This window comes from Streptomyces sp. NBC_00569 (assembly GCF_036345255.1).
Classification (GTDB): Bacteria; Actinomycetota; Actinomycetes; order Streptomycetales; family Streptomycetaceae; genus Streptomyces.
On the sequence record NZ_CP107783.1, the window covers coordinates 746,921 to 761,121 of the forward strand.

Here is a 14,201-nt window from a genome sequence, read left to right on the forward strand (position 1 = left end):
TGTTGCGCGGTTCTGCTGTTCATGTGGACAGGGATCGGACTACCGGGACGTCGTCAGGGCCAGCATCTCGGCCGCGACGTCGGCGTGGTGGCAGGCGATGTCGCCGCTCGGCACACTCTCCGCGCACGACTGGCGCCGCTGCGGGTCCAGTTGCGTGTGCACAGGGCAGCGGGACTGGAACACGCAGCCGCGCGGCGGGTCGGCCGGGCTGGGCAGATCGCCCTTCAGCCGGATCCGCCCACTACGGTCAGCGGCCGGGTCGGGCTGCGGCACGGCGGACAGCAGCGCCCGCGTGTAGGGATGTTCCGGAGCGCCGAAGACCCGGGCGGTGTCGCCGTATTCCATGATCTTGCCGAGGTACATCACCGCGATGCGGTCGGCGAAGTGCTGGACCACGGACAGGTCGTGGGCGATGAAGAGGTAGGCCACCCCGGTGTCCCGCTGGATGTCCTCGAGGAGGTTGATGACCTGCGCCTGGACGGACACGTCCAGTGCGGACACCGGTTCGTCGCAGATGATGAGTTGCGGATCCAGGGCGAGCGCCCTGGCGATGCCCACGCGCTGTTTCTGGCCGCCGGAGAACTCGTGCGGGAAGCGGTTGTAGTGGTCGGGGCGCAGCCCCACCCGGTCCATCAGGTCCCGCACCCTGGCCTTGACGCCGCCGGCCGGTGTGATCCGCTGGGCGAGGAGCGGTGCGGCGATCGCGCTGCCCACGGACTGGCGGGGGTTCAGCGACGACGACGGGTTCTGGAACACCATCTGCACCCGGCGCCGGTACTCCTGCAGTTCCGACGAACGCAGCTCGGCGATCTCCCGGCCATCGAGCCGGACGCTCCCGGAAGTCGGGTCGAGGAGGCGCATGAGCAGACGGCCGGTGGTCGACTTGCCACAGCCGGACTCCCCCACCAGGCCGAGGGTCTGTCCGGCGTCGACGGAGAAGCTGACGCCGTCCACGGCCTTGATCGCACCGCCGCCGGGCCTGAAGCCGCGGGAGCGGGTCGGGAAGTGCTTGGTCAGGTCGGTGACCTCCAGCAGCGGCGTCATCGGGCCACCTCTCCGGTCGGTTGCAGCGTCTCGAGGTGGCACCGCGACGGGTGCCCGTCGAGGCCGGTCAGTGTCGGGCGGCGCGTACCGCAGGCGTCGTCGGGCACCAGGTGTGCCTTCGGGCAGCGGTCGGCGAAGAGGCAGCCGTCGGGCAGCGCCAGCAGCGACGGCGGGAAGCCCGGGATGGGGTTGAGCCGTTCGGACCGCTGCGCCAGCGACGGCATCGAGGCCAGCAGTCCCTGGGTGTAGGGGTGCCGCGGGTCCTTGAAGAGGTTCGCGACGGTCGCCTGCTCCACGCACTCCCCGCCGTACATCACCACGACCTGGTGACACACCTCGGCGACCACGCCGAGGTCGTGGGTCACCAGGATCACGGAGGTCCCGGTCTCGTCCTGCAGCTCGTTGAGCAGGTCGAGGATCTGGGCCTGCACGGTGACGTCGAGGGCGGTGGTGGGTTCGTCGGCGATCAGCAGCTCGGGTTCGCAGACGAGCGCCATGGCGATCATCGCGCGCTGGCGCATGCCGCCGGAGAACTCGTGCGGGTAGGCGGCGTAGCGGCGCTTGGGGTCGGGGATCCCGACGCGGCCGAGCATGTCGACGGCGACCTGCGCCGCGGCCTTCTTGGACACGTGGTTGTGCACCCGGTAGGCCTCGGCGATCTGGGCGCCGACGGGGTAGAAGGGGTGCATGGCCGACAGCGGGTCCTGGAAGATCATCGCGATCTTCTTGCCGCGGTAGGCGCGCATCTGCGTCTCGGTGAGCGTGTTGAGATCCTGTCCGTCGAGGAGGATCTGTCCGGTGACCTCGGCTGTGGTGTCCTTGAGCAGGCCCATCAGCGCCTGGCTCGTGACGGTCTTTCCGGAGCCGGACTCGCCGACGATTCCGACGGTTTCCCCGCGCGCCAGGGTCAGGTCCATCCCGTTGACGGCGTGCACCACTCCGTCGTCGGTCGGGAAGCTCACCCGTAGATCGCGGATGGCCAGCATGGGCGCGGCTTCGGGCGTGGTCATCAGGCGACCCTCACTCGCGGGTCGATCACCGCGTAGGCGATGTCGACCAGGACGTTGGCGACAATGATGAAGAACGCGGCCATCATGGTGATGGCCATGGTGACCGGCAGGTCACCGGACTGAGCGGCGTGCACCGCGGTGAATCCGACGCCCGGCACCGAGAAGATCTGCTCGGTGAGCACGGCTCCGCCCAGCAGGCCGCCGATGTCGAGGCCGAGCATGGTGACGACCGGAGTGATGCCGGCCCGCGCGCCGTGCTTGAACACGATGTTCCGGCGGGACAGTCCCTTCGCGCGGGCGGTGCGCATGAAGTCCTCGCCGAAGGTCTCCAGCATGTTGCTGCGGGTGACCCGGATGTACTGCGCGCTGAACAGCACGGCCAGCGCGACCCACGGCAGAAGGTAGTTGAGGAGCCAGCCGCCGGGACCCGTCGCGTCGAAGGGCGTGGCTATCTCGTTGGTGGTGAACGGCAGCAGGTCCAGCGTGCTGACGAACAGGAGCAGCAGCAACAGGCCGGTCACCGGAATGGGCAGCGATACGCCGACGGAGGCGCCGCCGACGATCAGTTTGTCGGCGAACCGGCCCTTGCGGAGCGCCGCGAGCAGGCCGAGGCCGACACCGGCGACGGTCCACAGCACGATCGCACCGCTGGCCACCGACAGTGTGTACGGCAGGGCACGGCCGATGATCGTGGTGACGTCCTCGTTGGTCTGGAACGACTTGCCCAGGCACGGCCAGTTGCACAGGGTCTCGGCGCCGGGCGCGCCGACGGTGTGGCTGCTCACCAGCCCCGACATGTAGGTGAAGTACTGGGTGAGGAACGGCTTGTCCATCCCGAGCGCGATCCGGGCCTCGGCGATGCGCTGCGGTGTGCACTCCTGACCGCAGGCCGCCGCGGCCGGGTCCGCCGGGCCGAGCTGGAACAGACTGAACGTCACGAAGCTGATGACAAACAAGAGCACGATCATCGCGACGAAGCGCCGCATCAGGAAACTGGTCATGGGTGCGACCTGCCGGCTCGGGATGAACTCACCGTTCGACTACCTCTCTTGTGCAGCGTGCGTCAGTGCTCGGCGCCGACGATCGACAGGTCTATGGCCCCGAAGAAGTAGCCCATCTGGGCGCCTCGGACCTTGGAGCCGACCACGCTGCTGGTGTAGCTGCGCACCAGCGGGACGAGCGGGTAGGCCTGCATGGTCCGGTCGAAGAGGGTGGCCCACTTCTTGCCCAGTTCCTCACTGGTCCCGTTGGTGCCGCGGAGCTTGTACATGTCGTGGGCGATCTTCGGGTCGTGGAAGCGCGGGATGTTGGAGAAGCCGTAGGTCTTGCCGTCCAGGCTCGGCCCCACGTTCGGGTCGACGGTGGTGCGCACCGAGCCGCTGTCCGCGCCGCCGCACCAGCCGCTGCGGGCGATGTCCGGCATCTGGTCACCGGCCAGCACGGTGTAGTAGTTGGCGGCCGGGATCGGGCGCAGTTGCAGGTCGATACCGAGCTTCTTGAAGTTCTGCTGGAGCACGGTGCCGACGTTCTTGTAGCGGGCGTTGGTGTCGGCGTAGCCGTAGACCAGCTTCTTGGGGACCTTCTTGCCCTTCAGGAGCTTCCTGGCCTCGTCCAGCTTCGGCTTGCCCGCGGGGTCCAGGTCGGTGTGCTGGGCGACGTAACCGCGCTGGGCGGGGTTGATGTACGACTGGGCCACCTTGCCGAAGCGTGCGCCGCCGTACTGGACCTGGATGGAGCCGCGGTCGATGGAGAGCGCCATCGCCTTGCGGACGTCGGGGTCCTTGATGGTCTCGGTGTTGAAGTTGAGCACGTCCGTGCAGCCGAGCAGACCGGCCGCGGTGCGCTTCTTGACCTTGGGGTCGTTGAGCTTGGCCGCGTCGGACGCCTGCAGTCCGCCGTTGCTGTCCAGCGTGATCGCCGTGGGGTCCGAGTCGGCGAGCAGCTGCTGGCTGATGGTGGCCTGGGCGGTGGACAGTGTGAAGGTGAACGTGTCGGGCAGGGCCGGCCTGTTGGGGTCGGTCGCCGGGTCCCACCGGTCGTTGCGCACCAGCTTCATCGAGCGTCCGCGGTCGTACGACTTGATCTTGTACGGGCCCGAGGAGACGGGGTGGTTGGTGTAGTCGAGCTTGGTGTCCTTGTCCTTCGGCACCGGCGCCGTGTTCGACCGCGACACCAGCGCGGGGAACTCGGCGAACGGCTGCTTGAGGTGGAAGACGACGGTGTGGTCGTCCGGGGTGTCGATCCCCTTGAAGTCGCCGCCTGCGTAGGGGCCCTTGTAGCCGTCGTCGGCCAGGGCCGAGTTCAGCTCCTGCGGTGCCTGGGTGTAGACGTCGCGGGCGTAGGTGCGCTCGACGCCGTACTTGATGGCCTTGCTGGTGATCGGTGTGCCGTCCTCGAACTTCAGCCCCTTCTTGAGGGTGTAGGTCCAGGTGAGGCCGTCGGCGGAGGCCTTGCCGAGGTCGGTGGCCAGATCCGGCACGATGGTCGGCGGCCGGCCGGCGGTCTCCTTGGCCATGGTCAGGGTGCGGTAGTACAGCTGCCCGACGTTGGCGGTCTGGACGTAGTTGCTGTTGCCGGGGTCCAGGGTCTGGAAGTCCGAGGACATCAGGACGTTGATGTTCCCGCCCTTGGTGGCGTAGCCCTTCCCGACGGTCACCGGCGCGTAGGCGTCCGCCTTGGCGCCGGACTTGTCACCGGGTGTGGGCTTGGGGCCACCGCAGGCGGTGAGGGCCAGTCCGGCGCTCACCGTCAGGGCGAGCGCCGCCTTGGTGCTTCTGTTCACTGCATCTCCTTGCGGACGGGAAAGGGACGGCGCACGTCATGGGCCGATCCGAGGTGGAGCAAAGAAAGAGAGGTGGGGAGAAGGATGAGAGGTGGGGCAGGGCTCAGCGGTGGTGGATCAGCTTCGGGAGGACTTGGGGTCGAGGGCGTCCCGGACCGCGTCGCCGAGCAGGTTGAAGGCGAGCACGGTGATCACCAGTGCGCCGGCCGGGACGGCCAGGAACCACGGGTCGGAGAGGTACCAGTTCCCCGACTGGGCCGCGTTGAGCATCTGGCCCCAGGAGGGCGTGGGGTCCTTGACCCCGACGCCGAGGAACGAGAGGGCCGCCTCCGCGGTGATGTTGGTGGGGATCATCATGGTCGCGTAGACCAGCACGACCCCCATGACGTTCGGGATGATCTGCCGGAAGATGATGCTCCGGTGGGAGGCGCCGTAGGCCTGCGCGGCCTCGACGAACTCCTGCTGCCGGATCGAGAGCACCTGGCCACGCACGACTCTCGCCAGGTACGCCCAGCCGAAGAAGCCGAGGATGATCACCAGTGAGGCGATCGGCACCAGGCTGCCCGAGTCGAGGGAGGTGCCCCGCAGCCGGGACTGGAGGATCGGGGTCAGCGACAGGACGAGCAGCAGGTGCGGGAAGGCCAGGAACAGGTCCATCACGCGGCTGATCACCATGTCGACCTTGCCGCCGAAGTATCCGGCGGCCGCGCCGAGCACGGTGCCGAGGACGACCGACACCACCGTCGACAGCAGCGCGATGGTGAGCGAGATCCTCGCGCCGTAGGCCATGCGGGCGAAGATGTCGCGCCCGAGCCCTGGTTCGAGACCGAGCCAGTGCTCGCCGGACGGGAAGCGGTAGTACGACAGCGGCAGTCCCGGCGTGTCGAAGTCGTCCAGGAATTCGGGCCCGGTCCGGGCGCTGAACGGGTCGGAGCCCTCGATGGACACCAACACCGGGGCCAGGACGGCGAACAGCACCATCAGGGCCACCACGATCAGCGCGGCGACGGCGATCCGGCTGCGCCGAATGCGAAGCCATGCCGTGCCGAGCAGCGATCGCGCGGTGGCGATCTCGGCGGTCGGCTCGCGCTCGGTTGGTGCGGCCTCGGGCTCCGGTGAGGGCAAGGTGGCCACCTGCCCTTCGGAGGGCTCCGGCGCGCTGGCGCGGCGCGTCCGACTCGTCGACTCATGCGGATCCGGCACGTCGATCCTTCGGTGCTCGGGGGTGTGGGTGGCCGGAACGGTATACCAAGAATCAGGGTTTCCACCAGGGTGATGTGACATCCGGTGCAGCACCGTTGCGCAGGCCGCAAATCAGTCTTACTTCCCTAGTCATCGGCGGGTTATGGTCATGCGGAGCGTGGCGCGAGCCCGGCGTCGGCAACCCGCGCGACGGTGCGGCGCAGCCCCCCGCACCCCGGGACTCCGGCGGCTGATTCGCCTACTTGGTGTACCAAATCTGAGAGGGATGTCGATGAGAACCTTGGTGACCGCTTCCTGGGTGATCGCCCACGACGGAAGCTCGCACGTGGAGATCGCCGACGGAGCCGTGCTGATCGACGGCGACACGATCGTCGACGTGGGCGCGCGCACCGAACTCACCCGCCACCAGGCCGACGAGCACATCGACCTCGGTGACGCGGTGATCACTCCCGGCCTCATCGACCTCGACGCCCTCACCGACATCGATCACCTGATCCTGGACTCCTGGGCGTCCCCCGACGTGTCCTCGGGCTTCACCTGGTCGACGGACTACTTCGCCGCGCCGCGCGCGGTGTTCGACGCAGCGCAGCGGCGCTCGGTGCGGGAGTACGCGCTGACCCAGCTCGCCCTGCACGGCGTCACCAGCTACATGCCGATCGCCTCCGAGGTGCACAGCGACTGGGCCGAGACGTACGAGGACTTCGTCGCCATGACCGAGGTGTCCACGAAGCTGGGTCTGCGTGCCTTCCTCGGGCCGTCGTTCCGGTCCGGCGTCAACGTGATCGGCGCGGACGGCAAGCGCACGGTGCAGTTCGACGAGGAGGCCGGCCGGCGCGGCCTCGCCGACGCGCTGCGCTTCCTGGACCACACCTCACAGCTGGCCGACCCGCTGGTGACCGGGGTCCTGCTCCCCTGCCGGATCGAGACGCTCACCCCGGAGCTCCTGCGCGACGTCGCCCGGGCCGCACACGAACGCGGCGCGCTGGTACGCCTGCACGCCCTGCAGGGCATGTCCGAGCGCGACTTCATCCAGCACACCTACGGGCGCACTCCGCTTCAACTCATCGCCGAGTCAGGGCTGTTGTCGGACCGGCTGATCGTTCCGCACGGTGTGGTTCTGGACGTACACCCCGAAGTGCTGGGAGCCGACACGGGAGATGTCGCGGTGCTCGCCGACGCAGGTGTGTCGATCGTGCACTGCCCACTGACCAACGCCCGGTACGCCCACAACCTGCACACGTTCGGCGGCTACCGGGCGCAGGGAGTGAACCTGTGTCTCGGCACCGACTCCTTCCCGCCGGACCTCGTCCGGGGAATCGACGTGGGCACCCAGGTCGCCAGGATCCAGGCCGGTGACCTGGGCCAGGGTCACCTCGCGGGCTACTTCGAAGCGCTCTGGACCGGTGGCGCGACCGCACTGCACCGGCCGGACCTCGGCCGCCTCGCCGCGGGGGCCACCGCCGACCTCGCGGCGTTCGCCCTCGACGACTTCCGCATGGGCGTCACCGAGGATCCACTGCGCACCCTCGTACTCAACGGCACCGCGCGCGACGCGGTCCTGACGATGGTCGCGGGCAAGGTCGTCATGCGCGACGGTTCGATCCCCGGCGTCGACCTCCCCGCCCTGAGGCGCGCCGGGCAGGAGCTGTTCGACGTGATGCGCGCGGCGTATCCGGAGCGTGACCACCGCCGCCGCCCGGTGGACGAACTCTTCCCTCCGGTGTTTCCGCGGAGGTAGGGCACCTGGCCTCTGCCCCCTCGATAATCGCCGGCGCGGCACGCGGCCCCCTGGTGGGGTGTGGGGATGAACGAAGACAAGGAGAGCCGGGCCGCCATGTTGCGGCTGCCCACGCTGGCACTCCGGCATCACGCCTCATCGCGGGCGCGCCCGGGGAGAAGCAGGTCGCGGCGTCCGTCGGTCCGGACGGGCAGGTCATCGCGTTGTGGTCGAAGCCCCGTGATCTCCCCGGGCTCTCGGCCACCACCACCGACGCCGGAGGGGCTACGTTCCCTGAACCGCGCGCGACGAAGGCGGTCGACACCCACGTGTCGATACACGCGCCGCACCGCACGGCCTCCGTCGAACTCTCCGGCCTCAAGCTCGCCCACGTCACCGTTCAGCCGCTGCCCGGGGACCGGGTGCTTGTGGTGGGCGCCCGGGCCAGGTGGCGTCCGGAGGGCGCCGACCGCAACGCGATCGTCTACGACGCCGACGGCCACGTGGTCGCGGAAGCCACCCTCGGCGACGGCATCTCGCACGTCTTCGCCACACACACCGGCGACATCTGGGTGGGCTACTTCGACGAAGGTGTCTACGGCAACCTCGGGTGGGGCAACCCGGGCACACCGGCGCCCATCGGAGAGTACGGTCTGATCCGCTTCTCCTCCGACCTCGAGACGCAGTGGCGCTTCCCGTCGCACACGTCCGAGCCCTGGGGAGCGATCAGCGACTGCTACGCACTCAACATCGACGGCGACACCGCCTGGGCCTGTTACTACACGGACTTCCCGATCGTCAGCGTCCGCGACGGCGTGGTGACGTCCTGGCGCAACAGCGTGGCCGGAGCCACGGCTCTCGCCGTCAAGGACGCACGCGTCGCGCTGCTCGGCGGCTACGGACCACACCACGACCGGCTGTCCGTGGGCACCCTCGACAGCGAAGACCTCCGCGTCACGGACGAGTACCGGATCGTGGTGCCGGACGGCCGGCCCCTGCCGAAGCGCACCCAAGTGATCGGCCGCGGCCCGGACTTGCACGTCCTTTCGGGCGACGACTGGTACCGACTCGGCCTGGAGGACATCCCCCACACGACTGCCTGAGAGACTGCACATCATGACCGCCACACGCAGTGCAACTGTCGAGATCCCCACCGGGGACGGCACCGCCGACGCCTACCTCGCCCACCCCGACGACGACGCCGCCCACCCGGCCGTCCTGCTCTACATGGATGCCTTCGGGCTGCGCCCTCATCTGCGGGCGATGGCCGACCGGCTCGCGGCGGCCGGGTACACCGTGCTCGCCCCCAACGTGTTCTACCGTCATGGCCCGGCGCCGGTCGTGGCCCTGCCCGACTTCATCACCGACGCCGAGCGGCCGGCGCTGTTCGAGCAGATCGTCCCGCTCATGGGCGACCTGACCGCGGACGCGGTGGCACGCGACTCCGCCGCCTGCCTGTCCTGGCTGGCCGACTGCCCCTCGGTGGCCGCCGGCCCCGTCGGCGTCACCGGTTACTGCCTGGGCGCCCGCCTGGCCCTGCTCACCGCGGGCAGCCATCCCGAGAGGGTCGCGGCGGCGGCCGGCTTCCACGGCGCCGGTCTGGCCACCGACGATCCCACGAGCCCTCACCTCCTCGCCGGCCGGATCACCGCTGAGCTCTGCTTCGGTCACGCCGACCAGGACCCGTCCATGCCGCCCGAGCAGATCGAACGCCTTGACAAGGCGCTCTCCGCGGCCGGCGTACGCCACCACTCGGAGGTCTACACGGGCGCCCATCACGGCTTCACCATGGCGGACACGGACCGCTTCGACGCCGAGGCCGCGGAGCGGCACTGGGGTGCGCTCCTCGACCTGCTGGGCCGCAACCTCTGATTCCGCGTCGAGCGGCTTGGACCTTCAGGCCGTGACCGTCTGCGCGTGAACCTCGGCGGATTCGGCGCCCAGCGCCGCGAAGCGAGGGTTTCGGCGCAGGGCGGTCACGGCCGTGGCCCTCGCGTGCGGGAGCGGCACCGTCACTCACAGGCTTGCCTGTAAGCAACTCCCTTACTGCATACATGAGTTCGCCGGTACGGAAACACCCCTCATCGTTGGGGAGCCGGTGGCCGTGCGCGAGCTGCTCGGCCAGGTCTCCGCCTGTGACGACATTCAGCGCTGTGCGGTCGCCGAACAACCTGCGGACGATGTCGGCCTGTTGGGCGAGAAAGCGTCGGCCGCGCGAGACCTCGCCCGGCCGGTCAGATCAACGCACCCGGGCAGTACACCTAGCGCGTCGCCTGGAACGTGCGCCGGTACGCCAGGGGCGAGACGCCGATCGCGGCGTGCAGATGCTGTCGCAGTGACGCGGCCGTGGCGAAGCCCACTTCACCGGCGATCCGGTCCACCGGCAGATCGCTGGACTCCAGCAGATGACGCGCCCTCGCAACCCGCTGCTGGGTGAGCCACCGACCGGGGCTCATCCCGGCCTCGTCCCGGAACCGGCGGGCGAACGTCCGCAGACTCATCTGCGCATGGTCCGCGAGCTCGGCCAGCGTCAGCGGCAGGTCGAGGTGGTCGAGTGCCCACTCCCTGGTGGCCGCCGTGCCGGCGACGGACGCCTCGGGAACGGGCTGCTCGATGTACTGCGCCTGACCCCCTTCGCGCCAGGGCGGCACCACACACCTCCGCGCCACCTGGTTGGCCACCTCGGCGCCGAAGTCCTGTCGTACGACGTGGAGGCAGACGTCCACGCCGGCGCCCGCGCCGGCCGAGGTGAGAATGTCGCCGTCCTCGACGAAGAGCACATCGGGGTCGAGCTTCACCTGCGGGAAAAGACGCCGGAAGCGGTCGGCCAGGACCCAGTGCGTGGTGGCTCGACGGCCGTCCAGCAGACCGGCCGCCGCGAGGACGAAGGCACCGGTACAGATGGACATGATGCGAGTGCCGGGCGGGATGTGCGCGAGCGCGGCGGCCACCGGGCCCGGGAGCACGGCCCCGTTGGGCGGGTACTCGTCGACGGGCGGGATCACCACGGTGTCGGCCTCGGCCAGCGCTTCGGGGCCGTGCTCGACGGTGATCAGGAAGTCGGCGTCCGTACGCACCGGGCCCCCGTCGACACTGCAGGTGCGGATCTCGTACCGGCCGTCCGCGGCACCGAAGATCCGCCGCGGAATGCCCAGCTCGAACGGGTGCACCCCGTCGAGCGCGAGCACCACGACCCTGTGCACACCGCGAGGACCGCGGGCATCACCGACGTCGCTGCCACTACTGCCATCGCTGCCACCACTCATGGCACGATCCTATCGAATGGTGGCAGTCATGCCATTTTCTCGGGCGCCCGGCCACGGCAGGCTGGAGCCGTGAGCACTTCAGAGAACACCGCCCCCACCGCAACCACCACCCCCGCCGCCCCCACCATGCGGGCCATCAGCCAGGACACCCTCGGCGGCCCCGAGGTACTGAAGGAGGTCGAGCGCGAACGCCCGGCACCGGGACTGAGCGAGATCCTCGTCAGGGTCCATGCCGCAGGCGTCAATCCGACCGACTGGAAGCACCGGGCGCTCGGCATCTTCCTCGGCGAACCGCCGTTCGTCCTGGGCTGGGACGTGTCCGGCGTCGTCGAGGAGACGGGTCTCGGCGTGACCCTGTTCAAGCCGGGCGACGAGGTGTTCGGCATGCTGCCCTACCCGCACGGCGTGGGCTCGCACGCCGAGTACGTCACCGCGCCCGCCCGCGCCTTCGCGCACAAGCCGTCCGAGGTCGACCACGTGCAGGCGGGCGCCATTCCGCTCGCCGCTCTGACCGCCTGGCAGGCCCTGGTCGACACCGCCCAGGTGCAGCCGGGGCAGCGCGTCCTGATCCACGCCGCGGCCGGCGGCGTCGGCCATCTCGCCGTGCAGATCGCCAAGGCACGCGGCGCGTACGTGATCGCCACGGCCAGCGCGGCCAAGCACGACTTCGTGCGCGGTCTGGGCGCCGACGAGCTGATCGACTACCGGACGACCGACTTCAGCGAGGCGGTCCGCGACGTGGACGTCGTCCTGGACACCATCGGCGGCGACTACCGCACCCGGTCCCTGCCCACGCTGCGCGCGGGCGGCCTGCTGGTCTCCATCCTGCCGACCGGCACCACGGAGCTGGCCGAGGAGGCCGAGCGGTTCGGCGTGCGGGGCGTGGAGATGCTCGTGGAGGCCGATCACGCCGGCATGAACGCGATCGCCGACCTGATCTCCACGGGCAGGCTCCGCGCGACGATCGCCGGCACCTTCCCGCTCGCCGAGGCCGCCAAGGCACACGAGCTGGGCGAGACCGGCCGCACGACCGGCAAGCTGGTCCTCGTCGTGCGCTGATCACGTCCGCTCGTCCGTCAGCCCATGGTCGGGTCACCCTTGATGAGGGCGAAGGTGGCGCCGACGGGGTCCTTGACCATGGCCATGCGGCCGACACCGGGCACGTCCATGGGCGGGAAGAGCGTCGTGGCACCGCGCTCGGTGGCGGCCGCGTAGGTCGCGTCGCAGTCCTCGACGCCGAAGTACGGGTGCCACTCGGCTCCGGAACCGGCGTCGAGGTTCTCCTGCTGGAGCTGCATGATGCCGCCGTGCCCCGCCTCGCCCACGTCCGCGGAGCCGGCCGGGGCGACGACGGTGTACTCGGGAGCGCCCTCGCCCATTGGCATGTCCTGGTACAGCCAGGAGAACACCTGGCGGTAGAAGTCCTTGGCCGCGCCGGTGTCGGTCGTGTAGAGCTCGGTCCAGCACAGGGCGTTGGGCCGCATGACCGTTCCGAGACCCTGGACGTCACCGGGCTGCCAGACCGCGAACTGCGCACCGGCCGGATCCGTGAACGCGCCCATCCGCCCCGAAGTGAAGACATCACCCGGGGGAACGCGGACCGTGCCTCCGGCCGCCTCCACCGCCTTGGCGACACCGTCCGCGTCGGGGGTGTGGAAGTAGATGGTCCAGGAAGGGGAGGCACCCTCCTCGGTCAGCCGACCGGCGGCGGCCACGTCCTTGCCGTCGAGCTGGAAGAACCCGTAGCCGCCCCCCTCGGGTCCGGCGGACCGGAAGGTCCAGCCGAACACTCCGCCGTAGAACGCGGCGGCCGCGTCCACGTCCGGCACACCGAGGTCGAGCCAGTTCGGCGCGCCCGGTACGTACGTCGTCGAAAGCATGATCACGCCTTTCGTGTACTGACGAATCCCGATGCGAGCCAGCCTGGCAGCCACCACTGACAATCGCCGCCCGCGACACGGTCGGCACAGGTCGCAGGCGGTGCCTGCGACCTGTGCCGGCGCCGGCTACCCGAATTGGCCGGGCTGGTAGTCGCCTGCGGGCTGCTGAACGAGGACGTTCACTCGGTTGTAGGCGTTGATGAGGGCGATGAGGGACACCAGCGCGGTGAGCTGGTCCTCGTCGTAGTACTTGGCCGCGTTCGCCCATGCCTCGTCCGAGACACCGCCACTCGCGTCGGCGATACGGGTGCCCTGCTCGGTGAGCTCCAGGGCTGCGCGCTCGGCATCGTTGAACACCTTCGCCTCGCGCCACGCCGCGACCATGTTGAGGCGCGTCTGGTCCTCCCCGGCCGCCGTGGCGTCCTTGGTGTGCATGTCGGTGCAGAAACTGCAGCCGTTGATCTGGCTGGCGCGGATCTTCACCAGCTCCTGTGTGGCAGCCGGAAGCGTCGAGTCCGTCACCACCTTGCCGCCCGAGTTGATGTGCTTCAGGACCTTGGCCCCGACGTGGTTGGCGAAGAGGTTCAGGCGGGCTTCTTGCATGGCGAGCTCCTAGTTCGTGCCGGTGGTTACATCCCTCTGACGGAGCGGCTCGGCACGATGTGACGAGTCCAGATGTGACGCGCGCCACACAGGCCGTCCAGGCCCGGGCGCCGGCAGTGAGAGCCCTGCCCTCGGCGTCCCGTTAGGCAGTCTGCACGTCCGGCCCAGGTATCGCATGACGTGAGCGCCGATCACGGGCAAGGCCTGATCGCGGGGAGGAAAGAGGGAGGGGGTGAGAGCGAGGGAGGAGAGAGCGGTGCCCGGCCCCCGCCGTTCGCCGGCGGATGCCGAGCCTCGTCCGGCAGGCCCCGCTCGCCCGGATCCCGGTAGCTTGGCCCTATGCCCTCTGCACTTGTTGTTGGTTACGACCCGGAGGCGATTCCCGGTGTCGACGCGGGAGCCCTTCGCAAGGGTCTCGACGAGGAGTTGGACCGGTTCGGCGAGCACGGCATCGATGCGGCCATGGCGCTGGTCGTGTTCGAGGATTCCGCCGAGGCCGTCCTCGTGGCGGCGCTGACGGAGCGCCCGTGGGACGTGGTGGTCGTCGGCGGTGGGATCCGAAAGGCGGAGCAGCTGCTTCCGCTCTTTGAAGAGATCATGAACCTGATCCGCCTCCACGCGCCCCAGGCCGCGATCGCGTTCAACACGAACGGCGGCGACAGCGTCGAGGCGGCACTTCGCCGGATGTGAGTCCGG

At 69.5% G+C, this 14,201-nt stretch carries 13 protein-coding genes; 5 read left to right on the plus strand and 8 right to left on the minus strand.

Annotation, left to right across the window (positions count from 1 at the left end; translation table 11 throughout):
* Window positions 1–39 precede the first annotated feature (39 nt).
* The 5 genes from OHO83_RS03475 to OHO83_RS03495 form a co-directional block, all read right to left on the minus strand.
* Complete coding sequence (locus OHO83_RS03475; RefSeq protein ID WP_266679005.1) at window positions 40–1,044, minus strand: ABC transporter ATP-binding protein; 1,005 nt, start codon at window positions 1,042–1,044, stop codon at window positions 40–42.
* Entirely contained in the window at window positions 1,041–2,054 is a 1,014-nt protein-coding gene (locus tag OHO83_RS03480) for an ABC transporter ATP-binding protein (protein WP_266679003.1), read from the minus strand. The genes OHO83_RS03475 and OHO83_RS03480 overlap by 4 nt, the downstream gene beginning before the upstream one ends.
* Window positions 2,054–3,055 (minus strand): ABC transporter permease, encoded by a 1,002-nt coding sequence (locus tag OHO83_RS03485; RefSeq protein WP_329432023.1) that lies wholly within the window; start codon window positions 3,053–3,055, stop codon window positions 2,054–2,056. The genes OHO83_RS03480 and OHO83_RS03485 overlap by 1 nt, the downstream gene beginning before the upstream one ends.
* A 62-nt stretch (window positions 3,056–3,117) precedes the next feature.
* Complete coding sequence (locus OHO83_RS03490; RefSeq protein WP_330278635.1) at window positions 3,118–4,836, minus strand: ABC transporter substrate-binding protein; 1,719 nt, start codon at window positions 4,834–4,836, stop codon at window positions 3,118–3,120.
* 117 nt (window positions 4,837–4,953) lie between these two features.
* Entirely contained in the window at window positions 4,954–5,961 is a 1,008-nt protein-coding gene (locus OHO83_RS03495; RefSeq protein ID WP_382509414.1) for an ABC transporter permease, read from the minus strand.
* Between the two features lie 361 nt (window positions 5,962–6,322).
* Here OHO83_RS03495 and OHO83_RS03500 point away from each other — a divergent pair, with 361 nt between their 5' ends.
* The 3 genes from OHO83_RS03500 to OHO83_RS03510 all read left to right on the plus strand — a co-directional run bounded on the left by OHO83_RS03500 (window position 6,323) and on the right by OHO83_RS03510 (window position 9,628).
* The gene (locus tag OHO83_RS03500; RefSeq protein WP_330278636.1) at window positions 6,323–7,777 is read left to right on the plus strand and encodes a chlorohydrolase family protein; all 1,455 of its coding nucleotides are present in this window, start codon (window positions 6,323–6,325) and stop codon (window positions 7,775–7,777) included.
* A gap of 308 nt (window positions 7,778–8,085) precedes the next feature.
* On the plus strand, window positions 8,086–8,859 hold the full coding sequence (locus OHO83_RS03505; RefSeq protein WP_330278637.1) for a hypothetical protein: 774 nt from the start codon (window positions 8,086–8,088) through the stop codon (window positions 8,857–8,859).
* Between the two features lie 13 nt (window positions 8,860–8,872).
* The gene (locus tag OHO83_RS03510) at window positions 8,873–9,628 is read left to right on the plus strand and encodes a dienelactone hydrolase family protein (RefSeq protein WP_266678991.1); all 756 of its coding nucleotides are present in this window, start codon (window positions 8,873–8,875) and stop codon (window positions 9,626–9,628) included.
* A 389-nt stretch (window positions 9,629–10,017) separates the two neighbouring features.
* On the opposite strand, the gene OHO83_RS03515 is transcribed toward OHO83_RS03510, so the two are convergent.
* On the minus strand, window positions 10,018–11,022 hold the full coding sequence (locus OHO83_RS03515; protein WP_266678989.1) for a GlxA family transcriptional regulator: 1,005 nt from the start codon (window positions 11,020–11,022) through the stop codon (window positions 10,018–10,020).
* Window positions 11,023–11,148: 126 nt separating this feature from the next.
* Here OHO83_RS03515 and OHO83_RS03520 point away from each other — a divergent pair, with 126 nt between their 5' ends.
* Entirely contained in the window at window positions 11,149–12,081 is a 933-nt protein-coding gene (locus OHO83_RS03520) for an NADP-dependent oxidoreductase (protein WP_330280710.1), read from the plus strand.
* A gap of 17 nt (window positions 12,082–12,098) precedes the next feature.
* Here OHO83_RS03520 and OHO83_RS03525 read toward each other — a convergent pair whose 3' ends face one another.
* Both OHO83_RS03525 and OHO83_RS03530 read right to left on the minus strand, forming a co-directional pair.
* Complete coding sequence (locus OHO83_RS03525; protein WP_330278638.1) at window positions 12,099–12,902, minus strand: VOC family protein; 804 nt, start codon at window positions 12,900–12,902, stop codon at window positions 12,099–12,101.
* A 126-nt stretch (window positions 12,903–13,028) separates the two neighbouring features.
* Complete coding sequence (locus OHO83_RS03530) at window positions 13,029–13,505, minus strand: carboxymuconolactone decarboxylase family protein (protein WP_266678985.1); 477 nt, start codon at window positions 13,503–13,505, stop codon at window positions 13,029–13,031.
* 339 nt (window positions 13,506–13,844) lie between these two features.
* On the opposite strand from OHO83_RS03530, the gene OHO83_RS03535 reads away from it, so the two are divergent.
* Complete coding sequence (locus OHO83_RS03535) at window positions 13,845–14,195, plus strand: hypothetical protein (RefSeq protein ID WP_329432037.1); 351 nt, start codon at window positions 13,845–13,847, stop codon at window positions 14,193–14,195.
* The last annotated feature ends 6 nt before the right edge of the window (window positions 14,196–14,201 follow it).

What these genes read in the sequence shown, in the direction of transcription:
- OHO83_RS03515 (WP_266678989.1), bottom strand. Translation starts at nt 11,022, where the DNA reads ATGAGTGGTGGCAGCGATGGCAGTAGTGGCAGCGACGTCGGTGATGCC.
- OHO83_RS03535 (WP_329432037.1), top strand. Translation starts at nt 13,845, where the DNA reads ATGCCCTCTGCACTTGTTGTTGGTTACGACCCGGAGGCGATTCCCGGT.
- OHO83_RS03525 (WP_330278638.1), bottom strand. Translation starts at nt 12,902, where the DNA reads ATGCTTTCGACGACGTACGTACCGGGCGCGCCGAACTGGCTCGACCTC.
- OHO83_RS03510 (WP_266678991.1), top strand. Translation starts at nt 8,873, where the DNA reads ATGACCGCCACACGCAGTGCAACTGTCGAGATCCCCACCGGGGACGGC.
- OHO83_RS03520 (WP_330280710.1), top strand. Translation starts at nt 11,149, where the DNA reads ATGCGGGCCATCAGCCAGGACACCCTCGGCGGCCCCGAGGTACTGAAG.
- OHO83_RS03480 (WP_266679003.1), bottom strand. Translation starts at nt 2,054, where the DNA reads ATGACCACGCCCGAAGCCGCGCCCATGCTGGCCATCCGCGATCTACGG.
- OHO83_RS03475 (WP_266679005.1), bottom strand. Translation starts at nt 1,044, where the DNA reads ATGACGCCGCTGCTGGAGGTCACCGACCTGACCAAGCACTTCCCGACC.
- OHO83_RS03530 (WP_266678985.1), bottom strand. Translation starts at nt 13,505, where the DNA reads ATGCAAGAAGCCCGCCTGAACCTCTTCGCCAACCACGTCGGGGCCAAG.
- OHO83_RS03485 (WP_329432023.1), bottom strand. Translation starts at nt 3,055, where the DNA reads ATGACCAGTTTCCTGATGCGGCGCTTCGTCGCGATGATCGTGCTCTTG.